The 24315-nt window shown below is 57.2% G+C and carries 13 protein-coding genes, 1 tRNA gene and 1 pseudogene; 11 read left to right on the forward strand and 4 right to left on the reverse strand.

Going from position 1 to position 24315, the window contains the following annotated elements; genetic code table 11:
• The first annotated feature begins 215 nt into the window (after positions 1 to 215).
• The 3 genes from AC07TV_RS07535 to AC07TV_RS07545 are packed head-to-tail and all read left to right on the forward strand — an operon-like array spanning position 216 to position 9572.
• On the forward strand, positions 216 to 3104 hold the full coding sequence (locus AC07TV_RS07535; protein WP_494647785.1) for an SNF2-related protein: 2889 nt from the start codon (positions 216 to 218) through the stop codon (positions 3102 to 3104).
• A 22-nt stretch (positions 3105 to 3126) separates the two neighbouring features.
• Entirely contained in the window at positions 3127 to 6264 is a 3138-nt protein-coding gene (locus tag AC07TV_RS07540; protein WP_494647786.1) for a site-specific DNA-methyltransferase, read from the forward strand.
• A 2-nt stretch (positions 6265 to 6266) separates the two neighbouring features.
• On the forward strand, positions 6267 to 9572 hold the full coding sequence (locus tag AC07TV_RS07545; RefSeq protein ID WP_494647787.1) for a DEAD/DEAH box helicase family protein: 3306 nt from the start codon (positions 6267 to 6269) through the stop codon (positions 9570 to 9572).
• Positions 9573 to 9616: 44 nt separating this feature from the next.
• Here the strand turns inward: AC07TV_RS07545 and AC07TV_RS07550 are convergent, their stop codons facing one another.
• Positions 9617 to 10888 carry a tyrosine-type recombinase/integrase gene (locus AC07TV_RS07550; RefSeq protein WP_301101477.1) on the reverse strand — a complete coding sequence of 424 codons (1272 nt, stop codon included), beginning with the start codon at positions 10886 to 10888 and terminating at the stop codon, positions 9617 to 9619.
• 181 nt (positions 10889 to 11069) lie between these two features.
• Between AC07TV_RS07550 and AC07TV_RS07555 the strand changes: the two are divergent.
• Together AC07TV_RS07555 and AC07TV_RS07560 are read left to right on the forward strand one after the other, a co-directional pair.
• A pseudogene (locus tag AC07TV_RS07555) lies at positions 11070 to 12035 on the forward strand (replication-associated recombination protein A); the annotation flags it as partial.
• Positions 12036 to 12040: 5 nt separating this feature from the next.
• Complete coding sequence (locus AC07TV_RS07560) at positions 12041 to 12625, forward strand: DUF4126 domain-containing protein (protein WP_494647788.1); 585 nt, start codon at positions 12041 to 12043, stop codon at positions 12623 to 12625.
• Here the strand turns inward: AC07TV_RS07560 and AC07TV_RS07565 are convergent.
• A complete protein-coding gene (locus tag AC07TV_RS07565; protein ID WP_494647789.1) occupies positions 12585 to 14747 on the reverse strand; it encodes a 4Fe-4S binding protein in 2163 nt (720 codons plus the stop codon). The genes AC07TV_RS07560 and AC07TV_RS07565 overlap by 41 nt on opposite strands.
• A 183-nt stretch (positions 14748 to 14930) precedes the next feature.
• Between AC07TV_RS07565 and serS the strand changes: the two genes are divergently transcribed.
• Positions 14931 to 16214: a serine--tRNA ligase gene (gene serS / locus AC07TV_RS07570; RefSeq protein WP_494647790.1), complete on the forward strand. Its 1284-nt coding sequence runs from the start codon at positions 14931 to 14933 to the stop codon at positions 16212 to 16214.
• A gap of 41 nt (positions 16215 to 16255) precedes the next feature.
• On the opposite strand, the gene mltF is transcribed toward serS, so the two are convergent.
• Positions 16256 to 17782 carry a membrane-bound lytic murein transglycosylase MltF gene (gene mltF, locus AC07TV_RS07575; RefSeq protein ID WP_494647791.1) on the reverse strand — a complete coding sequence of 509 codons (1527 nt, stop codon included), beginning with the start codon at positions 17780 to 17782 and terminating at the stop codon, positions 16256 to 16258.
• Between the two features lie 27 nt (positions 17783 to 17809).
• On the opposite strand from mltF, the gene AC07TV_RS07580 reads away from it, so the two are divergent.
• The 5 genes from AC07TV_RS07580 to AC07TV_RS07600 all read left to right on the forward strand — a co-directional run bounded on the left by AC07TV_RS07580 (position 17810) and on the right by AC07TV_RS07600 (position 22711).
• Positions 17810 to 17897, forward strand: a tRNA-Ser gene (locus AC07TV_RS07580).
• A 198-nt stretch (positions 17898 to 18095) separates the two neighbouring features.
• A complete protein-coding gene (locus AC07TV_RS07585; RefSeq protein ID WP_494647792.1) occupies positions 18096 to 18302 on the forward strand; it encodes a type II toxin-antitoxin system HicB family antitoxin in 207 nt (68 codons plus the stop codon).
• A 75-nt stretch (positions 18303 to 18377) separates the two neighbouring features.
• On the forward strand, positions 18378 to 19355 hold the full coding sequence (locus AC07TV_RS07590; RefSeq protein WP_494647793.1) for an ABC transporter permease: 978 nt from the start codon (positions 18378 to 18380) through the stop codon (positions 19353 to 19355).
• Positions 19355 to 20734 (forward strand): ABC transporter permease, encoded by a 1380-nt coding sequence (locus tag AC07TV_RS07595; RefSeq protein WP_494648122.1) that lies wholly within the window; start codon positions 19355 to 19357, stop codon positions 20732 to 20734. Before AC07TV_RS07590 ends, AC07TV_RS07595 begins: the two co-directional genes overlap by 1 nt.
• Positions 20735 to 22711 carry an ABC transporter ATP-binding protein gene (locus tag AC07TV_RS07600; RefSeq protein ID WP_494647794.1) on the forward strand — a complete coding sequence of 659 codons (1977 nt, stop codon included), beginning with the start codon at positions 20735 to 20737 and terminating at the stop codon, positions 22709 to 22711.
• Between the two features lies 1 nt (position 22712).
• On the opposite strand, the gene AC07TV_RS07605 is transcribed toward AC07TV_RS07600, so the two are convergent.
• The gene (locus AC07TV_RS07605) at positions 22713 to 24221 is read right to left on the reverse strand and encodes a transglycosylase SLT domain-containing protein (RefSeq protein WP_494647795.1); all 1509 of its coding nucleotides are present in this window, start codon (positions 24219 to 24221) and stop codon (positions 22713 to 22715) included.
• Positions 24222 to 24315 lie beyond the last annotated feature (94 nt).

Here is a 24315-nt window from a genome sequence, read left to right on the forward strand (position 1 = left end):
AAGAAGACTATTTTCATCTTTCACAGATGTTGTTACGCCATGTTGTTATTGTGTTCTTTGCCCTTTGTTTTGATGAAGAGAATCTTGTCAAGACTGTCTATGACAAGGGGTAGTGGCTTAGAATGCTAAGGTGCCGTTGCATCGGATGCTGACGAGCCCGGTTCCTGGGGGGGCAGTGTCCCCTTGTTGAACATATAACTAGACAGTTCAGGGACATGATCACATCCTTCCATGCCAAGTATTTTGCCCACGAGCTGACCAGACGGCACGCTCCCAATGATGTAGGTAGGCTGTCCCAGTCCCTGTTTGACGCCAGTGTGGATCTGAACCCCCACCAGATTGAAGCGGCACTGTTCGCCTTGAAGTCGCCGCTCTCCAAGGGGGTGCTGCTGGCTGATGAAGTCGGTCTGGGCAAGACCATCGAAGCTGGGATCGTCCTTTGCCAGTATTGGTCAGAGCGGCGTCGCCGTCTGCTGGTGATTTGTCCTGCCTCGTTGCGCAAGCAATGGGCGCTTGAACTGGAAGAGAAATTCAACCTGCCCGCCGTGGTGCTGGATGCCAAGACTTCCCGTGATTTCCTGAAACAAGGCAAATCACCGCTGAACCAGAAAGCCATCGTCGTCCTGTCCTACAACTATGCTCACAAAATTCGGGATGAGCTCAAGGCGATCCAGTGGGACCTGGCGGTCATTGATGAAGCCCACAAATTACGTAACGCCTACCGTGAGAGCAACAAGATTGGTCAAGGTCTTCGGTGGGCGATGGAAGATTGTCGCAAGCTGCTGCTAACAGCAACCCCCTTGCAAAACTCCCTGCTTGAGCTGTACGGACTGGCCACGCTCATAGATGACCACATCTTTGGGGATGTGAATGCCTTCCGCAGTCAGTATGTATCGGCAGGCGGGGACTTGGACGGTTTGCGGGAACGGCTGTCGGGGTTTTGCCGGCGCACCCTTCGCAATCAGGTCACTGAATACATCCGCTACACAGAGCGAAAGGCGATCACTCGTCCCTTCAGCCCTACGGACGATGAGCATCGGCTTTATGAAGCAGTCAGCGAATTTCTGACCCGTCCCAACAGCTATGCCATCCCGCATCGGCAACGACACCTGACCGAACTGATTCTTCGTAAACTGCTGGCGTCTTCGTCCTTGGCGGTAGCAGGCACCTTAGAAACCATGAAGGTCCGGCTGGAAGCGTTGCGGGATGAGAAATTGCAGGATGACCCTGATTTTGCCGAGTCACTGATTTCTGACGAAGACATTGAAGGCGATTTGCTGGACGAGATCCTGGAGCTGGATAACCTTGAAGAAGATGGTGACACCCAGCCACAAGACATAGATCGTAAGCAACTCAATGAAGAAATCCGACTGCTGAGTGAGTTGGCTGCACTGGCACGAAGCATCGGCACCGACACCAAAACCCGAAGCCTGCTGTCGGCCTTGGATATTGGTTTTCAGCAGATGGCGGTGACGGGGGCACAGAAAAAAGCACTGATCTTCACCGAATCCCGCAGGACACAGTTTTACCTGAAGGACTACCTTGAAGCGAACGGCTATGCCGGGCAAGTGGTTCTGTTCAGTGGCACGAACAACAGTCCTGAAGCTACCGCCATCTATGAGAAGTGGCTGATGGCCAACCAAGGCACGGGTCGGATTGCTGGCTCCCGTGACATTGATATTCGAACGGCCCTTATTGAGCATTTCAGGGACAAGGGCACCATCCTGATCGCCACTGAAGCGGCGGCGGAAGGGGTGAATATCCAGTTCTGTTCTTTGGTCATCAACTACGACTTGCCATGGAATCCCCAGCGGGTTGAACAGCGGATTGGTCGTTGCCACCGTTATGGTCAGAAGCATGATGTGGTCGTTATCAACTTCCTGAACGAGCGCAACCAAGCGGATCGCCGTGTCCTGGAACTACTGACCGAAAAATTCAACCTGTTCAACGGGGTCTTCGGGGCTTCTGATGAAGTGCTTGGTAGCATTGAATCGGGGGTGGATTTTGAGAAGCGCATCCTGACCATCTATCAGGAATGCCGAACCCCAGAAGAAATCGAAACGGCCTTCAAAGCCCTGCAAGCTGAAATGGACGAGCGCATCCAAGCAAGGATGAGCGACACCCGCAAGATGCTGCTTGAAAACTTTGACGAAGATGTCCATGAACGGTTGCGGGTCCAGTTGTCGGACACCAAAGCCCAGCTAGACAAATTCAGCAAACGCTTCTGGTCAGTCACTCAGTTCATGCTCCGTGAACAAGCCCGGTTTGATGACGAAAACCTTGCTTTTGATATTGCCAAGCCACCGGCACAAAGCATCCCTGCCGGTCGCTATCACCTGATTTCCAAGTCAGGGCCCAAGTCCATAGAGAAAGATGATCCCGACTATGGCACTTATCTCTACCGGCTGTCGCACCCGTTGGGCGAATATGTGATTGATCAAGCCAAGGCTTTGGTCACGCCTGTTGCCAAGGTGGTTTTCAATGTCAGCCAGCACCCAACCCGCCTGCACCTGGTGGAGTCTCTGCGGGGCAAGCAGGGCTACTTGACCCTGACCGCCTTGGCCATAGACAGCTACGAGCGTGAAGAATATTTGCTGTTCTCAGCCTTGGATGCAGACGGAACGCCCCTTGAGCAAGAAACCTGCGAAAAGTTGTTCAACTGCATGGCTGACAGTGCCGTTCCGACGACAATCCCTGACTCGGTAGTGACGAGACTGGCGGCAGAGTCCCAGCGCCATGCCAAAGCCACCATCAGCCAGTCGCTGGAAGCGAACAACAAGCACTTCAATGAAGCCCGTGAAAAGCTGGAAAAATGGGCTGATGACTTGGTGCTGGCCGCAGAAAAAGCCTTACGGGATACCAAAGAGCAGATCAAAGTAGCTCAACGGCAGGCCCGGCTTGCCACGAACCTGGACGAACAGCACGAGATACAGCAACGTATCCAAAAGCTGGAAAAGCAGCAACGGCGACAGCGGCAAGAAATCTTTCAGGTGGAAGACGACATCATAGAAAAACGGGATGCCCTGATTGAGTCGCTGGAAAAACGCTTGACCCAAAAAACCGAATCCAAAACCCTGTTCTCCCTAGCGTGGGCAGTGGTCTAACAATGATTGAATGAACGAGAACATGAGCAAATACGACGACCTGGTTCGCAAGCTGAAAGAGATTTTTCAAATTGACCGTCCTGAACTGGACTTTGGTGTCTATCGCATTCTCAATGCCCGTGTGGGTGAGATCAATGACTACCTTGAGAACGGGCTGAAAGCAAAAGTCGCTGAAAGCCTTGCTGCCTCTGGTGCGGGCAACCTGGAAGCCTTGCAAAAAGAGCTGAAGGACAAGGAAGCCCAGTATCGGGCTGACGGCATGGACCCTGACAATGTGCCGAAGGTGAAGGAACTGCGGCAGAAAATTGCCGATCTGGGTTCAGGCGGTGCCGAACATGAAAATGCCGTTTTCACACATTTGCTGACCTTCTTTTCCCGCTACTACGACAAGGGCGATTTCATCAGCCAGCGGCGTTACAAGGGTGATACCTATGCCATTCCCTATGCAGGGGAAGAAGTGGTGTTGCACTGGGCGAACAAGGATCAGTATTACACCAAGAGCGGTGAGAACTTCTCCAACTATGGCTTCAAACTGGATGATGGTCGCACGGTCAAGTTCCGTCTGGTGGCAGCGGATACGGCCAAAGACAACCGCAAGGACAATGACAAGGAACGCCTTTTCGTTCTGATTGACCGGCACACCAGAACCCTTCTGGACGAAAACGGTGAAGAGTATGAACAGAAATATTTTCCAATTGAAGAAGTTGGCAACGAGCTGGTGATTCGCTTTGATTACAAAGCCATGCCCAAGGGCAGCAAGCAGGATGCTCTGGTGTCCAAGGCTGTGGATGCCATTCTTGCTGATCCCGTTGTTCAAGCTCGTTGGCTGGATCTGAGCCGAAGGGAACCCACGGAGAAAAATCCGCAAAGGACATTGTTGGAAAAGTGTCTGACCAGCTACACCACGAAGAATTCAGCCGACTACTTCATCCACAAAGACTTGGGCGGCTTTCTTCGTCGCGAACTGGACTTCTACATCAAGAATGAAGTCATGCACCTTGATGATGTGCAGTCGGCAGAGAAGTTTTCTGATATTGAGAAAACACTTCGCCTGATTCAGACCTTTCGTGCCATTGCGTTGGATCTGACAACCTTTCTTGCGCAACTAGAAGACTTTCAGAAGAAGCTTTGGTTGAAGAAGAAGTTTGTGGTTAGCACGAATTATTGCATCACGCTAGATCGCATTCCAGAAACTCTCTATCCGGTGATTGCTGCTAATGTTAAGCAGTGGGAGCAGTGGGAAGCTCTTGGAATGCTTGATGGGAAAAAGTCTGACTTATTTGCTCAGGCTAAAAGTGGTAGTGTTGAATACTTGTCATCTCATCAATATTTGATGGCTGATACATCATTGTTTAACGATTCATTTAAGGTTGCCATTGTCTCGTCTATACACGATATTGACGTAGGTATTGAAGGTATTCTTGTTCATGGAGATAACTATCAGGCTCTCAATCTGCTGAGTGAGCGGTATAGGGGGCAGGTTGATAGTGTTTATATAGATCCTCCGTACAACACAAATGCTTCAGCAATAATGTACAAGAATGGATTTAAAGATTCTTCTTGGTTGTCTTTGATTGAAAATAGGCTGAACGTGGCAAAGCCACTTCTTTCTGAAAATTCGATCACTTGTGTTGCGATTGATGACACTGAGTATTCAAAATTAAAGCTGCTTTTGGAAGAAGTGTTCGGTTCGATTCTGGGGGTTGCGGCTGTGCGAAGCAATCCTGCTGGAAGATCAACACCAAAGGGATTTTCAGAAGCACATGAGTATGCAATTTTTGCTCCCACAAGCGATCAAGGCAAAGTTGGTCGGTTGCCTAGAAACGATCGTCAGCTTGCCCGCTATTCTGAAGAAGATCAAATAGGAAGATTTGAATGGGTGAATTTTAGAAAGCATGGTGGAGTTGAAGCCATGCGTTCGGCTCGGCCAAAAATGTTCTATCCGATTTTCGCTATGGATGGGAAGGTTCGCCTTCCAGAGATCAATTGGAACATCTTGACCAACTCCTGGGATCTGATGGAGTCTCCTGCGGATAATGAGGAAGTTGTTTGGCCGGTGACTGAGACAGGTGAAGAGTTGAGATGGAAGTGGGGGGCAGAGTCTTTCGCCACGGAAATAGAGCATTTCGTTTCTAGGCCAGACCAGTCAGGAAGAACTGGGGTTTATATGAAATCAAGGATGTCTTCTGAAGGCATGCTTCCTGTTACATGGTGGGATAGTAAGCTTTACTCTGCAACTGAGTATGGGACCAACTTACTTACCAAAATTTTTGGAAAAATCGCCGATTTTTCATTTCCAAAAGCTTTGCAACTTGTCATTGATTCATTGAGAGCTTCAAATCTTGGGAAGACTGGTTTAGTTCTAGATTATTTTGCAGGTTCAGGAACAACGGCACATGCTGTACTCGCTCTTAACCGAGAAGATTCGGGTAGTCGGAGGTTTATTATTGTTGAGCAAGGTGAATACTTTGAAACTGTAACAAAGCCTCGCGTTCAAAAGATTGTCTATTCTTCAGACTGGAAAGATGGAAAAGCGACGTCGCCTCACACTGGCATTTCACATGCTTTTAAGATTATCAAGCTTGAGAGCTATGAAGATACACTGAATAATCTTCATTTGACTCGTTCGAAATCCCAGCAAAGTCTTCTTGAGTCCATGCCCTCAGAGGCGAAGGAAGACTACCTTTTGCGTTACATGCTGGATATTGAAAGTCGTGGCTCTTTGCTATCAGTGGATAAATTCAAGAAGCCCTTTGACTGCAAGCTGAAGGTAACGGTGGATTCTGCGGGGGCCTATGAAGAGCGAACCATTGACCTGGTGGAAACCTTCAACTACTTGATTGGTCTGCGGGTCAAGCATGTAGATATGCAAATTGACCGGGGGTTTTTCGCCGTTACGGGGGCTCTTCCGTCTGGTGAAAAAGCTCTGGTGCTGTGGCGGGATGTTGAAAAACTGTCCTATGACGAACTGAACCGCTTGTGCGACAAGCTGGCGATCAATCCTGCCGACAGTGAATTTGATGTGGTGTACATCAATGGCGATCACAACATTCCTGCGGTCTTCACCAGTACGGAAGCCGAAGGGGGCATCACCAAAACCCTGAAAATTCGCCAGATTGAACCTGAATTCATGTCCCGCATGTTCAACACGGAAGCTTGACCATGGCCAGCTTTCACAAACAGCTTGTTCTTAACCAGTGGTTGTTGGGCTTCTTCAAGGGGGGCAGTCTTGCCGGCCTGAAAATTCGCTTGGGTGAAGATCGGCATGAAGGCATTGATGACGATGGGCAAACAGGCTTTTTCCATGAGCTGACCCAGAACTTGTTTGAAGTGGATCGGTTCAGCGAGCAAGACCTTCGTCGCTATGACCTGAACATTGTCCAGCACTGGAACGCCATTACCGAAAGGCGTAACAAGCTTGAGGGCACTGTCCTCAACATGAAGTATTTCCAGTATCTGTCGCTGCTCTTCACAGAGATTTATCTGGACTGGTATTTCAACAAGCCCCAAGCCTTGCTGGATGGCCTGAACGAGCAACTGAAGATCTACAACAAGCAGGCTGATGCTGATAACCGATTTCAGCCATTTGGTGCTGACGAGCTGAACAAGCTCGCCTTCTGGAATGCCACGGGTAGCGGCAAAACCCTGCTGTTGCATGTGAATATTCGCCAGTATCTGCACTACTTCCAGAAGGGCAAGGATGCCTATCCCGACAAGATCATTCTGCTCACGCCGAATGAAGGCTTGTCTCGCCAGCACTTGGCTGAACTGAACTTGTCAGGTTTTGGCTTCAGCCGCATGTTTGACAAAAATCGTAGTGGTGTCTTCAAAGGCACGATTGAGATCATTGACATCAACAAGCTGGGCGACGAAATGGGCGACAAAACCGTTGCCGTGGAAGCCTTTGAAGGTAAAAACTTGGTGCTGGTGGATGAAGGCCATCGTGGCACGGGCACCGCAGCCGGGGCCTGGATGTCTCGCCGTGAAACGCTGGTTCGTGGTGGTTTTGCCTTTGAGTATTCCGCCACCTTCGGTCAGGCGGTAGCCAAGGGTTTTACCGTGCAGAAGGCCGAAGCCGAGACGATGAAGAAGAAGGCGAAAGTTCTCTTCGAAACCACGAACCTGAAGAAGCTGGATGAGTCACAGAAGCAGGCTTTGACACTGACCACGGAAGAAAAGCGGCGTGCCCGAACCTTGGCCACCCGTGAGGTTTACGCCAAGAGCATTCTGTTTGACTACTCCTACAAGTTTTTCTACGAAGACGGCTACGGCAAGGAATCGCTCATCCTGAATCTGAAGGATGACGAATACAGCCAAGAAGACATTGCCCGCCAATACTTCACGGCGTGTCTGTTGAGCTTCTACCAGCAGCAATACCTGTGGGGGGCGAACCGTGACAAGCTGACCGATTTCAACATTGAAAAACCCCTGTGGGTGTTCGTCGGCAATACGGTATCGGGCGAAGATTCGGACATCCTGAATGTGTTGCGTTTCTTTGCGGGGTTCCTGAACGACGAAGCCAAAACCAAGCTGTGGCTGAAGGATTTGCTGGCTAACACGGCGCGTTTGCTGGATGGCAAGGGGCGCAACATTTTCCATGACCGTTTCACCCCGTTGATGGCATTCACTGCGAACGATGTGTACAGCGGCATCCTGAAGCTCTTGTTCAATGCTGACGCCAAGCAGCGCCTGAAGGTGGTCAATCTCAAAAACAGCAAGGGGGAGTTGGTCCTGCGGGTGGGTGAGTCTGAGCCGTTCGGCCTGATCAACATTGGTGACGATGCAGGCTTTTTCAAGGAAGCCGAAAAGCCCGAAAACCTGGCGCTGTTTGACACGGAAGCGGATGACTTCGGCGGGTCTGTGTTCGGTACGCTGAACAACAAGGACAGCGAGTTGCATGTCCTGATTGGCTCTCGCAAATTCACCGAAGGCTGGAGCAGTTGGCGGGTTTCCACCATGGGCCTGCTGAACATGGGGAAGGGGGAAGGCTCCCAGATCATCCAGTTGTTCGGGCGCGGTGTTCGTCTGAAAGGACGGGATTACTCGCTCAAGCGCAGCACACCGGCACAACGGCCCAAGGGGGCCCACCTTGAACGCTTGGAAACCCTGAATATTTTTGGTGTGAATGCGGGCTACATGGCTGCTTTCAAGGAATACCTGAAAGAAGAAGGGATCACCCCAAGCGACGAAATCATTGAACTGGATTTTGAGACTCGGCCCAATCTGCCGAAAAGCAAGCTCAAAACCTTGTCGTTGAAGGACGGCTACAAGGACAACCAGATCAAGGGATTCAAGCGAACCGTCTATCCGTGGCTCTATGAAGTGCCTGCTGAGTTTGCGGGCAAGATCAAGGAAGCCCACATCACGTTGGACTTGTATCCTAAGCTGGAAGCATTGGCCAGTCAGGATAAGGGTAGTGCTGGTCCTGAAGGCAATATTCGGCACATGGGCAAGATTGCCAGCGAAACCATGGCAATGTTTGACTTTGACCGAATCTACCTGGCGGTACAGGAGTTCAAGCAACTGCGAAGCTGGAGCAACCTGCGACTAGACCGGGCTCGTCTGATGGATTTTTGCCTGAACCATCATGACTGGTACACGTTGTTCATCCCAAAATCTGAACTGAGCATTCGTGGCTTTGCCGACATTCTCAAACAGGAAGAAATTCTGATCCGTCTGCTTCAGGACTACACCGACAGGTTCTACAAGTCGTTGAAATCCGCGTATGAAGGGCAGTTTTACGACATCGTGACCGTCAAAGAAGACGATGACACGCTGCTCAAGGTTTATCAGTTTGAGATTGAAGACACGGAAGACGGCGAAGCCTACGAGAAAAAACTGAAGGTTCTCCAAGAGCTGGTGCGGGATGGCAAGCTGGGCGAAGCGAGTCAGTGGAATGCGGGTCAGATGGTAGCGATCTGTTTTGACAGCCACCTGTATTACCCCTTGTTCGCCATTGAAGGGGCTGTTCCGCTGAAAATGCGTCCCCTTGCTTTTGATGCACCCAGCGAAATCCAGTTTGTTCGGGACCTGGAAGCCTTCTACCAGTCGCCACTGGGGCAGCAGATCATCGGTAAGCGAAGTCTCTACCTGTTGCGCAACGCCGATACCAAAGCCAAGGGTCTGGGCTTTGCCTTGGCGGGCAATTTTTACCCTGATTACCTGCTCTGGCTGGTAGATGAAGAAACGGGTCAGCAGTGCCTGAACTTCATTGATCCGAAGGGCATTCGGCAGATGAACCTGACCGATCCGAAGTTGGGGCTATTCAAAGAAGTGAAGGTGCTTCAGGAAAAGCTGGGGGACCCCAAGCTGACCTTGAATGCATTCATCCTGTCTGGCACGGCTTTTGGTGACTTGCTGAATGTGACCTGCAAGCAAGAAGAACTGGAAGACCGGAATGTCCTGTTCATGGACGAAGGTGGGCCGGCATACCTGAAGAAGATGTTTGAACGGACTGGGGTGCTGTAATTTTATTGGGGCCACGGCGAACCGTGGTCCCTTGCCATTCCGTTCTAGCGGTCAGCGTTGTAGGTGTCATTGGTTACATTGGTGCTGCTGTGGCCCGCCAGCAAACTGATTTCCTTTGGGGTCAGTTTCTCGCCATTTTGTAGCTTGCGGATGATGCCTGACAGGTCTTGATCAATGGCAGTTTTTTGCTTTTCAATCTCGGTCGTCTTCAAGCCGAAGACCTTGGCAAGCTTGAAGTTGTTGCCTTCGGCTTGTCGCAGATTGTTAGTGATGGCAGTCCTTCTGGTGTCGTGGAAGTAAAGCCGTTCTCTTTCATTGTCGTAGTAGCCAAGTTGCTTTGTTGCTTCAACCCAGTAAGCTCGCATGTTGAAGTAGGTCAGCTTGAACACTTTGCCTTTTTCCTTCCTTCGTTCGTTCAGGTATGCAAGGAAAGAAGGCTCAATGGGGATGTCACGGGGTTTTCCGTTTTTCGTCTTTGGGATCAAGACAGTCTGATTTTTCCAGTCAATGTTTTCCCATTCCATTGAAAGACATTCAACACGGCGACAACCTGAATAGATGCACTGGATAAAGCAATAGTAAGGCTCTTGGTTTGCCTTCATGTTCAGATATTCTGCAATCTTCAATGTCTGTTCTTCATTGATGATTGTTCTTCTGCTGTTGTCAGGTTTTGGCTTCTCGTTTCGGGGAAGTTTTTTGATGGGGTTTTCAAGACCATCTTCAAATTCAGTGAAGTATTTGTAGGCGTGCGTGAAGGCACCAGAAATGGTGGAAAGCTCCCGAAGTAGGGTGTTAGCCTTTACCTTCCTTGCCTTGATGTAAGCAAGGATGAGCTGCATATCCACGGTTTCAACAAAAAAGTCCCCAAACGGAATTCCGTCTTTCATGTAGTCAAAGGAATCTTTCTGGGTTTGCTCAATGATTGCCTGCACAATCGTTTTGCTGTACTTGTACTTGTTGATCCGCTTGTGAATGAGCTCGTAGGGAATTTTGAACTCAGGAATAGCTCGCAGACTGCGGTTTTGATTGGTCTTGTAGGAGTTGGGGCTCTGTTTGGACAGGTGTTGTTTGAAGTGCTCCGCCAAGAGCATTCTCATGGTGATCTTGTTCGCCTCGGTGATCAGGTTCTCTACTGTAGCCATGCCCGATAGCTCTTTTTCCTTCTGGGCTTCCCAGTCCTTGGCTTCTCGCTCGGTGTCAAACAGCTTGGTGTGGGCCTTGCCGTTGTGCTTTACCTGGGCGCGGTATTTGACTACTGTGATGTTCCGCTTGGTCTCTGGGTTCTTGCGGGAATACTCAACGGTATAGACGGACATGCGAATTTCTCCGTGTGGTGTGGCTGCAAAAATGTGCGGCCACAGAATGCTCAAAGCTAGAACGGCACAAAGAAAAAAGTTTGTGCCAAATTTGTGCCGTGTTCAATAAATTTGTGCCAGAAAGTCAGTTAAAAATCTTCGTAAGTCGTTATTTTATAACAAAGTTCAATGCTTTAGTGTTCGCTTCAACAAGGCGCAGCAGGACGGCTTCCTGCCCTTTGTCGAATCCGGGCTGCTCACCTTTATCGGCGCGACTACCGAAAACCCCTCGTTCGAACTGAACTCTGCCTTGCTGTCGCGGGCTTCGGTCTATGTCCTCAAATCGCTCGACGAAGCCGAGATGGGCCAGCTTTTCGACCGCGCCTGCGCTCAGGCGCTGGCCGACCTGAGCTTTGAAGCTGCTGCCCGCGAACGCCTGATCGGCCTGGCCGACGGCGATGCTCGGCGTTTGCTCAACCTGCTCGAACAAGTCCGCACGGCAGCCCGCACGGCCGGCGTTCCCACGGTCAACGGGGAATTTATCGAAAAAACGATGGCGCAAAGCCTGCGCCGTTTCGACAAGGGCGGCGATGCGTTCTACGACCAGATCTCGGCCCTGCACAAATCGGTGCGCGGCTCGAACCCGGACGGCGCGCTCTACTGGCTGACCCGCATGCTCGATGGCGGCGCCGATGCCCGCTATCTCGCCCGGCGCATCGTCCGCATGGCCTGGGAGGACATCGGCCTGGCCGACCCGCGCGCCATGCAGATCGCCAACGACGCAGCCGAAACCTACGAACGCCTCGGCTCGCCCGAGGGCGAACTGGCGCTCGGCCAGGCGGTGATCTATCTGGCCGTCGCCGCCAAATCGAATGCCGGCTACATGGCCTACAACGCCGCCCGCGCCTACGTGAAGCAGGACGGCTCGCGCCCGGTGCCCAACCACCTGCGCAACGCGCCGACCAAACTCATGAAAGACCTCGGCCACGGCCACGCCTACCGCTACGCCCACGACGAGCCCGAAGCCTACGCCGCCGGCGAAACCTACCTGCCGGACGGCATGGCCGAACCGGGCTGGTACGAGCCAACACCGCGCGGGCTGGAAGGGCAGATCGGCCAGAAGCTGGCGCACCTGCGGGAACTGGATCGCAAGGCCGGCAAGAAGTAATGGACATGTTCCAGACCATCGCCCTGTCCGCCGGCCTGGCCTGGGCGAGCGGTTTGCGGTTGTATCTGGTGGTTTTCCTGACCGGCCTGTTGAGCAATTTTGGCTACCTGCATCTGCCGGAAACGCTTTCGGTGCTGCACAACCCGCTGGTCATCGGGGTTGCCGGGCTGATGGCTTTGGCCGAACTGATCGCCGACAAGATTCCCGCCTTCGATTCGCTGTGGGACGGCTTCCAGACTTTCATCCGCATTCCGGCCGGGGCCTTGCTCGCGGCGTTTGCCATGGGCGAGGTCGATCCGGCGTGGGCGGTGGCGGCCGGGCTGATCGGCGGCACGATCACCGCTGGCACCCATTTCGCCAAGGCCGGCAGCCGGTTGGCCATCAACACCTCGCCCGAGCCGTTTTCGAACTGGATCGCCTCGTTCGGCGAGGAGGGCATGGTGCTTGGCGGGCTGTGGGCCATGTTCGCCTCACCGCTGCTGTTCCTCGGCCTGCTCGTCGTTTTTCTGGTGCTCGCCGGCTGGTTGCTGACGCGCTTCTGGTCGCTGCTCAGCCGTTTGATCCGGCGACCATCACGCCTTTCGGCGTGAGAACCAAACCCTTCTTTTCGTAGAGCAGTACCGGGCAGCGCTTGGCGTCGTGGTAGATGCCGACGCAGTCGAGGCACTGGAAGCAGGCGTCGTAGCGGATTTCGCCAGTTGGTTCGATGGCGTCATAGGCGCATTTGGCCTTGCAGCTCTGGCAGGGTTTGCCGCATTCGACGCGGCGGGTCAGCCAGTCGAAACGGCGCAGCCGCCCGCCGAGCGACATGACTGCGCCGAGCGGGCAGATGAAGCGGCAGAAAAATTTGTAATAAAAGGCGCCGGCGACGAGCAGCGCAACGGCGTAGGCGACGAACGGCCAGCTGCGGTCAAAGCCGACGGTGATCGCCGTCTTGAACGGTTCGAGTTCGTTGAGGCTTTCGCCCTGGCGCGGAACGAACAGGGCGGCACCGACCAGCACGGCGAGGGCGACATAGCGGCCCGATTCGAGCTTTTTGGCGACGGCCAGCGGAATGTGCAGGCGCGGCAAATGCAACTTGCGGGCGAGCAACCCGACAAATTCCTGCAGCGCACCGAACGGGCAAAGCCAGCCGCAGAAGGTGCCGCGACCCCAGACGACGAAGCTGACCAGCGTGAAGGCGATGAGCAGCAGCGAAATCGGGTCGTAGAGGAAACTCGACAGGCCCTGGCCGGATTTCAGCGATTTGAGGGCGCCGGTGACCTGGACGATGGAAAGTTGGCCCTGAATGGTCCAGCCGATGTAGAGCAGCGTGAAGGCGAGAAAGCCGAGGCGGAAAATCTTCAAGCGGCGAGCGTCGACCGAAATCCAGCGCGGCCGGGCAAGGGCGACGCTGAGCAGGATCAGCGCGGCGCTCAGGATGCTCAGGTCGAGCCAGCGCTGCTGCCAGGCCAGCACCCATTCGGGCAGCGGTTCGGGCGGGTAGCTGAACAGGCGGCTGGGCGGGGCGTATTTGAGCGTTACCGTCTTGTGCGTGAGGGTGGGCAGGATCATGCCCTTGGCGCGCGTGATGGTCAGCGTCAGGTCGAGCGGGCGGCCGGGGTCGAGGCCGGCTTCGGCGTAGACGCCAAACAGGCGCGAGGTGTTGAGTTCCGGCGGCCCGGCGATGTCTTTCGGCTCGAAACCCTGGTCGCGCAGTTCGAGAAAAAGGCCGTCCTGGGCCATGCTCAGGCGCGAGGACTGGCCGCCCGGCACGAAGTTGTCATCAACGATGGGGTAGCGTCCGGCCGAGGCGATCCACCACAGGTGACGGTTCTCGAAATTGCGCGCCATCGCCTCCTTGTACTGCGCCTCGCCGAGGATGGCGCGGCCGATGCTGGGCGTGTTGAGGTAGGCGATGTAGATGTCGGTGAACACGGCCTCCGCCTGGGCCAGGCCTTCTTCGTCGACCTCGGCGCCATCGGTCCCGACGAACAGCTTTTCGACCTCGGCATTGCTCAGGCGCAAACGGCCGACCATGCCGTTCTTGACCATCTCGGCAAAGGCCACCGGGTCGTCAACGTCGGTACGCACCTGCGCCGCCGGGCCGTGCTTGCTGCGGTCGGCAAAACCCAGCTTGGCGCGGGCGACTTCAAGGGCGGCGCCGAGCACGCTCTGGTTCACGATGCGCACTGAGGCGGTGGCTTTCGAGACGCCGTCCAGCGTCGTCTGACCGCTGCGCGTGTCAGCCGGGCCGGTGCGATTGCGCGCGGCGTTGAGGGCGATCAGGAACTGTTGCTTGATGTTGCGGCCGGCGTACTGGGTGACGAACTCGCGCAGGGGCGCTTCGCCGAGGCCGCCGAGAAAAACCGGCTCATGCTGGCGCAGCAACTCGACATTCATGAAATTTCCCTTGCGGTCGATGGAGACCAGGAAATTCATCGGCGTGCCCTCGAAACCGGGAACCGGCGCCAGATCGATCGATTCGAAAACGTAGGCGACCGGGCCGGCTTCCGGCTCCAGTTCACTGGTCAGCGGCCAGGCGGGAATCTGGGTCAGCTTGTCCTGAACGTGCAACGGCGGCTCGAAGCGACGTTCGATATCGGCCTTGCTCAGGTCGCCGGCATGGGCAGCCGGGAAGAGGCCGGCGCCGGCGATCAGGCCTGCGGCAGCGATACGGCAAAAGAACGAAACGGCTCTGCTGGGCAAATGCCGGGCAACGGGTTTTTCCATTGCGGTCTCCGAAAATGCGCGGGCAAGGTCGGATGTGTTTTCTTATGGCTTGGATGGTACCCAAATTTGGCCGGTCGGGGGCTTCAATGCGGAGGCCGGCCCGGATCGGCTTGCCCTATCCCTCGCGTATAATTTCGTTTTTGGCCGTTTTTTCCGGTCGACCGTAGAAATTCAGGAAAACCCATGCTCGATATCCAACAACTCCGCTCCAATCTCGATGCCGTGGCCGAAGGCCTGGCCAAGCGCGGCAAGCCCATCGATTTCACCGAATTCAAGACGCTCGAAGCCGAGCGCAAGACGCTGCAGAGCCGCACGCAGGAACTGCAGGCGCAGCGCAATTCGCTGTCCAAGCAGATCGGCATGTTGAAGGGGCAGGGCAAGGATGCTTCCGAAGTCATGGCGCAGGTTGGCGCCTTGGGTGACGAGTTGAAGTCTTCCGAAGCCCGTCTCGGCGAGTTGCTCGAACAGTTCAACGCCATCCTCGCCGCGCTGCCGAATATTCCCGACGAGTCCGTGCCGGTCGGTTCCGACGAAACCGGCAACGTCGAAATCAAGCGCTGGGGTACGCCGCGCAGCTTCGATTTCCCGGTCAAGGATCACACCGATGTCGGCGAACAGCTCGGCCAGCTCGATTTCACCACTGCCGCCAAGATCGCCGGCTCGCGCTTCTCGCTGCTCAAGGGCGGCCTGGCCCGTCTGCACCGGGCGCTTGCCCAGTTCATGCTCGACACGCACACGGCTGACCACGGTTACACCGAGCTTTACGCGCCGTATCTCGTCAATGCTGCCAGCCTCTACGGCACCGGCCAGCTGCCGAAGTTCGAGGAGGATCTGTTCAAGGTGCTGCGGGGCGATCAGGACCCGCTCTACCTGATCCCGACGGCCGAAGTGCCGGTGACCAACATCGTGCGCGACGAAATCCTCGCCGCCGAAAGCCTGCCGCTCAAGTTCGTCTGCCACACGCCGTGCTTCCGTTCCGAAGCCGGTTCGGGCGGCCGCGATGTCCGCGGCATGATCCGCCAGCACCAGTTCGACAAGGTCGAGTTGGTTCAGGTCGTCCATCCCGAGCAGTCGGCAGAAGCGCACGAAGCGCTGACCCGCCACGCCGAAGTCATCCTCGAAAAGCTCGAACTGCCGTACCGCCGCATGGTGCTGTGCACCGGCGACATGGGTTTCTCCGCGGCCAAGACCTACGACCTCGAAGTCTGGCTGCCGGCCCAGAACACCTATCGCGAGATTTCGTCCTGCTCCAACTTCGGCGCCTTCCAGGCCCGTCGCATGCAGGCCCGTTTCCGCAACGACAAGAACAAGCCGGAGCTGTGCCACACGCTGAACGGTTCCGGTCTGGCCGTCGGCCGTACGCTGGTCGCCATCCTGGAAAACTATCAGCAGGCCGATGGCAGCGTGACCGTTCCGGTTGTGCTGCGCCCGTACATGGGGGGGCTGGAAGTGCTTTCCGCCAGCTAAGCTGACTGGATCAGCCTCCTTCCCCTGAGAGGGGGAGAGGTTCAGTCTTTGACTTCCTGCCCAATGGTCGGCAGACGCAGGGTAGCCTCCCCCGTCTCTTCCTGTTCCGTCGCCGAGATCGTCTTGGCGGCGGCGATCCGCTTGACGTAGGCCTTGCGCCGCTCTTCGATTTCGAGCACCAGACGGGTCAGGCTGGCTGCCGCTGAGGGCGTCGGGGCGAAGGGCGCGGCGTTGCGCAGCAGGATGTCGTAATAGCTGCGGATGTTCTCGACCAGAATGACCGCTTCGCCACCGCGGGCGCGGCCCGTCTTGACCATGCTGGCGTATTTTGGCTGGGCTAGTTTGGGCAGGACGCGCTTCATGTCGTACCACGAGTCGGGGTCGGCTTTCAGGTGTTTGGCCAGCAACCGGGCACCGTTGAAGTGGCCGGGGCCGATGTTGTATGCAGCGAGCGCCAGCCAGGTGCGATCCGGCTCGCTGACTTCCTCCGGCAGCGCTTCCTTGAGCATGTTGATGTAGCGGGCACCGGCCAGGATGCTTTCGCTCGGATCGAGACGGTTGCTGACTTGCAGGTGATCGGCTGTCTCTTCGGTGAGCATCATGATGCCGCGCACATTGGTGTAACTGGTCGCGTTCGGGTCCCAGTTCGACTCGTGGTAGGCGACGGCGGCGAGCAGTCGCCAGTCGATGCCGGTCAGCGCCTGGGCCGCCTGGAAGGACTTGCGGAACTTGGGCAGCGTGGTCTCGACCTCGCCGAGGAACTTGATCACATCGGCCTGGGTCAGGCGCCGGACATGGCCAAGATAGCGATCCTCCAGCCGGGCCAGCGTGCCGTCGTGCTGGACGCGTTCGATAAAGGCGTTGAGCCGTTCGCGCAGTTCCGGATTCGGATGCTTGCCCAGTTGCCAGACCACCGGCTGCGTCTGGCTGAGGGGCAGGGTGGTGCGCAAGTTGGGGACGAACTGGTTGGCGATGTCTTCGAAGCTTTCGTCGATGGCGACGTATTGAATGCCCTGGCTGCCGAGCTTTTCGAGCAGTTCGAGGATGTCTCCCGTGCTGAATTCAACGACTCTGAGTCCGTGAATTTCCTTGGCCAGTCGATTCAGCGTGGCGGCCTGGCGCGAGCCGGCCATGACGTGGACGGTCTGGTCGGCCAGTTGCTGCAACTCGGTGAGCGGTAGCGAGGCATCGCTCTGGGCGAGGATGTCGCGGGTCAGAAAGATCGGCGGGGTGGCCTGGACATCGGAGTCGGTTCCCGGGGGCAACCAGGCGGCAGCAAGGTGATAGTCATTGCTGGCCAGACGGTCATCAAGCTGATCGGGTTCGACAACCTCGAATTTGACGGCGACGCCAAGTTCCTGGGCAAAGGTCTGGGCCAGATCGTATTCAAGTCCGGTCGGGTTGCCGTTGTCGTCGGTTGCATAGGTCAGCAGACCCGGCTGGATCAGGACCACCAGGTCGTGCTGGGCCGGCGTCGGAAAGGGCAGCGGCAGGCGTGACCCGACGTAGCCGCAGGTGGCGACAAAAAAACAGACCGCGAGCAGTGATAGGCGTTTTATCCAGTTCATCTGTTGTGCTATTATGCCGGCCGCTGCGGAGAGGTGGCAGAGTGGTCGAATGTACCTGACTCGAAATCAGGCGTACTGCAAGGTACCGTGGGTTCGAATCCCACCCTCTCCGCCAGCGCCTATAATCAAGCGCCTTTCGGGGCGCTTTTTTATTGGTCCATCAAAACGAAATACGCATGATTGAAGCCCGGCGAGACGCGCACTTTACCGTTACGCCCCTGGTCTGCAAAGGCAAGAAAAATTAAGAAATGTAAAACGCATGGCACGGCCGGGCTGTGTCGCGGTATCCGGAAACCATTTCAGAATCACACTCATGGCTGAAAAACTGAACTTCACCGTCGATCTTGAAGATGGCGTCTTTGTCGCCCGCTGCATCGAACTGGACATTGTGACCGATGGCCTGACCAAGGCCGAAGCCGTCGAAAACCTCAAGGAAGCGCTGGATTGCTACTTCGCCAATCCTGACGAGCGACTCGAGCGGCGTCTGCAGGGCGCTGACGATGAGGATGACGCCGGGTAGACGGCCACGTCGGGTGATTTGCCCGGCCCTGCTTTGTCTTAGCACTTCTCGCCGGCTCTTGGCATAATCGGGCCAATGCTCGCTTACATCATCCGCCGCCTGCTCTACGCGCTCCCCATTTTGATCGGGGTAAACCTCGTCACCTTCGCGCTGTTCTTTGTCGTCAATACACCCGACGACATGGCGCGCATGCAGCTCGGCGTCAAGCGCGTGACGCCCGAGGCGATCCAGAAGTGGAAGGTCGAGCGTGGTTACGACAAGCCGCTGCTGATCAATTCCGAGGCTGGCGGTTTGGCCAGCCTGACCAACACGATCTTTTTCGAGAAATCGGCCCGCATGTTCGTTGGCGATTTCGGCCGGGCCGAGGATGGCCGCGATATCGCCCGCGAAATTGGCAACCGGATGTTGCCCTCGCTGGCCATCGCGCTGCCGACATTCATTCTCGGCCTGTTCGTGACCATCACCTTCGCGCTGACGCTGGCTTTCTTCCGCGCCACCGCTTTCGATTTCTGGGGTGTCGTGCTGTGCGTCGCGGCGATGTCGATTTCCGGCTTGTTCTACATCATCGGTGGGCAATACCTGATCAGCAAGGTCTGGCGGCTGGTGCCGATTTCCGGCTTTGGCGATGGGCTGGAGGCGTGGCGGTTTCTGATTCTGCCGGTGCTGATTGGCGTCGTGTCCGGCATCGGTTCCTCGACGCGTTGGTACCGGACGATCTTTCTCGAAGAGGTCAGCAAGGATTACGTGCGCACCGCCCGCGCCAAGGGTTTGCCGGAAACGCTGGTCTTCTTCCGCCACATTTTGCGCAATGCGCTGATTCCGATCCTCACCGGCGTCGTCGTGGTCATCCCACTGCTCTTCATGGGCTCGCTGCTGACCGAATCCTTCTTCGGGATCCCTGGGCTGGGCAGTTACACCATCGACGCGATCAACGCGCAGGATTTCTCGGTGGTGCGTTCGATGGTCTTCATCGGCTCGGTGCTCTACATCGTCGGCCTGATCCTGACCGACATTTCCTACACGCTGGTTGATCCGCGGATACGCTTCGAATGATGGGCTTCCAGGTCGTCGTGCTCTGGTCGGATATCCTGATCTGGTTGCTCGTCGCGGCTGGCGTCGGTGTCGGCGTGCTGATCGCGAAAAATCCGCCGCTGCTTGCCGCCTGGCGCCGGGTCGGGGCCAACCGCGTTGGCATGGCCTCGGCGACGGTGCTGGTCGCCTTCATTCTGATCGGCCTGCTTGATTCGCTGCATTACCGGACGCAGCTCGAAAGCAAGCCGGGGCAGAAGGCGGTTTATGCGATCGAGGTGTTGTCGGTCCTCGATGCACTGGCCACGCCGCTGCGTTCGCGCAACGAAAAAACCTATTCGGCACCGTTTGCCACGCGGCTCTACGCCAAGGAAACCATCGACGTGCCGGGGCAGGGGACGGTGCGCGATTACCCGCGCCTCAAGCATGGTGGCCAGCACCTCGGCGAGCGCGAGGACGAAGTGGCCGAGGATGCCGCTTTCACGGCTTTCAAGGCCGGCATGCTGAGTTTTGTGGCATGGCTGGGCGTGTTCGGGGCGGTTGCCACGGTCAACCGGAAAAAAAGCCCGAATTTGAAATTGCGTGAAGCGGCCTTCGCCTGGGATGCCGTGCTCCTCACGCTGCTGCTCATTCTGGTTATTGCCGTCCCGCTGTTCTGGCTGTCCGGCTACTACCACGTCTTCGGCACCGACAAGGTCGGCCAGGACGTGCTCTATCAAATCCTCAAAAGCGTGCGCACCGGGCTCATCATCGGCCTCGTTACGACGCTCGTCATGCTGCCCATGGCGGTTTTGCTCGGCATCGTCGCCGGCTATTTCCGCGGCTGGGTCGATGACCTGATCCAGTACATCTACACCGTGCTCAATTCGATTCCCGGCGTGCTGCTCATCGCTGCCGCCGTGCTCATGATGCAGGTCGTCATCGACACCCATCCGCAATGGTTCTCGACCGCCGCCGAGCGCGCCGACCTGCGCCTGCTCGCCCTCTGCTTCATCCTCGGCATCACGAGCTGGACGGGGCTGTGCCGGCTGTTGCGCGGCGAGACGCTCAAGTTGCGCGAACTCGAATACATCCAGGCGGCGCAGGCCTTCGGCGTGTCGAGCTGGCGCATCATCGTCCGCCACATCCTGCCCAACCTCATGCACATCGTCATCATCGCGCTGGTCATGGACTTCTCCGGGCTCGTGCTGGCCGAAGCCGTGCTCTCCTACGTCGGTATCGGCGTCGATCCGACGATGACCAGCTTCGGCACGATGATCAACAACGCGCGCATGGAACTCGGCCGCGAGCCGGTCGTCTGGTGGTCGCTGGTCGCCGCCTTCGCGGCCATGTTCATTCTCGTCCTCGCCGCCAACCTGTTCGCCGACGCCGTGCGCGACGCATTCGACCCGAGGGCTGCGTAAATGTTGAAGGTCGACAACCTCCGCCTTGGCTTCATCGCCGGCAAGAAAACACTGGCTGCGGTCGACGGCATTTCCTTCTCGATTGAAAAAGGCGAAACCTTTGCCCTGCTCGGCGAATCGGGCTGCGGCAAGTCGGCCACGGCGCAGGGCATCATGCGCCTGCTGCCCGCCGCAGGGCGCATCCTCGAAGGCCGCGTTGCCCTCGAAGGCGAGCCACTGCTCAGCCTCTCCGAAGCCGACATGCGCGCCTACCGCGGCGGCCGGATGGCGATGATCTTTCAGGAACCGGCGACCAGCCTCAACCCGGTGCTCACCGTCGGCCGCCAGATCGGCGAAGTGCTCGAACGCCACCTCGGTTTGCGTGGCGAAGTGGCGACTGAACGCATGGTCGACCTGCTGCGTCAGGTCGGCATAGCCGATCCCGAACGCCGGCTGACCGAATACCCCTTCCAGCTTTCCGGCGGCATGAAGCAGCGCGTCATGATCGCCATCGCCCTGGCCGGCGAGCCGGAACTGCTCATCGCCGACGAGCCGACCACCGCCCTCGATGTCACCGTCCAGGCCCAGATTCTCGATTTATTGGCCAAAATTCAGGTTGACCGTGGCATGGGCATGCTGCTCATCACCCACGATCTCGGCGTCGTCGCCCGCATGGCTCACCGCATCGGCGTCATGTATGCCGGCGAACTGGTCGAAGTGGCCAGCCGCGAAGAATTTTTCACCCAGCCGCGCCACCCTTATACACAGGCGCTGTTCGAGGCGCTGCCAGAGATCTCGCGGCGCGGCCTGAAATTGACCACTATCCCCGGCCAGGTGCCATCGTTGGCCGCCATGCCCGCCGGCTGTCGCTTCGCCGACCGCTGCGCCCACGTCATGGCGGTCTGCCGCGAAGTTTCCCCGCCGTGGCGTGAGGTTGCCGATGGCCACACCGTCCGCTGCCACTGGCAGGGCGAGGCGGTAGCGGACGAAGGAACCCGCCACGCCGTCACCGAACTCGACATCGATCCCGGCAAGCCTTTTCTGCAAGTCGGCGACCTCAAAGTCCATTTCCCGATCCGCAAGGGCTTCCTGCAGCGCACCGTCGGCCACGTCCGTGCGGTCGACGGCGTCTCGCTGGCCATTTCCGCCGGGCGCACACTGGCCCTGGTCGGCGAATCAGGCTGCGGCAAGACGACAGTCGGCAAGGCGCTGCTGCAGCTGATCCAGCCCACGGCCGGCAGCGTAAAGCTGGGCGGCAGCGAACTGGTCGGCCTCAAGGGTCGGCGCTTGCGTGACGCCCGTCGCCACATGCAAATGATTTTCCAGGACCCGTTCGCCTCGCTCAACCCGCGCCTGCGCGTCGGCGAAATCATCGCCGAAGGCATGGGCGCGCTGGGTGTCGAGACGGATTCCGCGGCGCGGGCAGTCGCCGTCGCCGCGCTGCTCCAGCAAGTCGGTTTGGCGAGCGAAGCCATCGACCGCTATCCGCACGAATTTTCCGGTGGTCAGCGCCAGCGCATCGCCATCGCCCGCGCCCTGGCCGTGCAGCCGGAACTGCTTATTTGCGACGAACCGACTTCGGCGCTCGACGTCTCGGTGCAGGCGCAAATCCTCAACCTGCTCAAAAAGCTACAGACGGAACTTGGCGTCGCCTACCTGTTCATTACGCACAACTTCGCCGTGGTGGAATATCTGGCTCACGACGTTGCCGTCATGTATCTCGGCCGCATCGTCGAGCAGGGCAGGGCGGAGGAAGTCCTGCGTTCGCCGCAGCATCCCTACACGCGAGCGCTATTGTCGGCCGTTCCGGCGCCGCATCTGGACGGTCATCCCGAGGTGATTCGACTGCCGGGCGAAACGCCATCACCGGCCAATCCGCCGAGCGGTTGCCACTTTCATCCGCGTTGTCCGCAGGCGACAGATGTCTGCCGGCTACGTTATCCGGTCGTCACCGGGATTTCAGGAACGCACACCGTCAGTTGCCATCTCGCCGGCTGAGTTAGCGGCGTTTGCCGTTCGCCGGTTTGGCAGGCTTTGGCGCGCCGCCTTTGGCTGGTTTGGCGCTGCCGGCTTTCGCGTTGCCAGTGCCCGCAGCCCTGGTCGCAGACTTTCCTGTCTTGCCCTGTCTGACGCCGGCTCCACGTTGCTTCCCACCATCCATCGGCGAGACTTTGACGCTCGATTCAGCCTTGCCGCACTTCTTCGCGACGCGCTTGCCTTTGCCAGCCTTGCCACAGCGTGCCGAGGGTTCCGGCTCGATGATGTGCTGCGGTGTTGATGTGTTGAGCAGGGTAGTGAGGCTGGCTGTGCTGCCGCTGCCCGGGACCAGCAGGGTCGAACCGGCGCCGAGACGGACTCTTTCCGAAAGGCCGTTGGCGCGGGCCAGTTCGCCGGCCGTTGTGTCGAAATTGGCGGCAATACGGTCCAGTCTTTCCGGTGCCGTCAGGGTGTAAGCCTGCCATTGCGTCAGCGGGGACTGAGTGTTTTGCAGGTTGGCGCGGAAGGCGTCGAGCTTGTCGGCGGGGATCACGACGGGGGTTGCCGCCTTGATGACCGGGCGGTTGTGCGACGGGTTGAGGCGCTGGAATTCCTCCTCCGTCATGTTGGCCAGGCGGGCCACCGTCTTGACGTCCATCGGACGCCGGGTTTCCATCGTCGCAAAATAGGGCTCGTTGGGGATCATCGGCAGATCAAGGCGTGCCATCAGCGCCGGGTTGCCGAGAATGTTCTTGAGCGCCTGCAGTTTGGGCACGTAGTGCCGGGTTTCGTTCGGCATCGTCAGGTTCGGATAGTCGGTCGGCAGACCGCGCGACTCGTTCTTGCCGATAGCCCGCTTGACGGCGCCTTCGCCCCAGTTATACGAGGCCAGCGCCAGATGCCAGTCACCGTGCATCTCGTAGATGGCCTGCAGATAGTCGAGCGCGGCACCGGTCGACGAAACGATATCGCGCCGCTCGTCGCGCCACCAGTTCTGCTCGAGATTGAAACGCTTGCCGGTCGCCGGAATGAACTGCCACAGGCCGGCGGCATGGGCCGGCGAGTAGGCGTTCGGGTTGAACGAACTTTCCACCATCGGCAGCAGGGCCAGTTCCGTCGGCATGCCGCGCGCTTCAAGTTCCTCGACGATGTAGTGCAGGTAGGGGCGGCTGCGGGTGACCATCCGGCGCAGTGCATCGGGACGATTCTGGTACCACTGCTGGTAATAAAGGACCAGATCGTCGTTGAGGTCGGTCATCGCGAATCCGTTGCGGATACGCTCCCACAGATTGGTTGAATGCGCCGTCAGGTCGATGGTGCCCGGCAACTGCGGCGCCATTCGTATTTCATGGACGGTCAATACGTCGTCGGCGACCAGACCCGGTTCGGCCAGCGACGGCATGCTCAAGGAGGGGAAGCTCGTTACGTCCATGTCTTCGGCCAGCGCCGGAACAGAAAGCGTCAACAGTGCTGTGCCAAGCGTTGCGGCAAAGATTTGGCGGACAAGCGACAGGACGCTGCGATGCTGCATGAATTGGGCTCCTGGCACTGACGAGTCGACTAAGCCGGCGATTATACCCCGGTGGGGAAAGTCCATTTTTCGCAGGTTAACTGAAAAGACCAGC

The organism is Azonexus sp. GW821-FHT04F04, assembly GCF_059420025.1.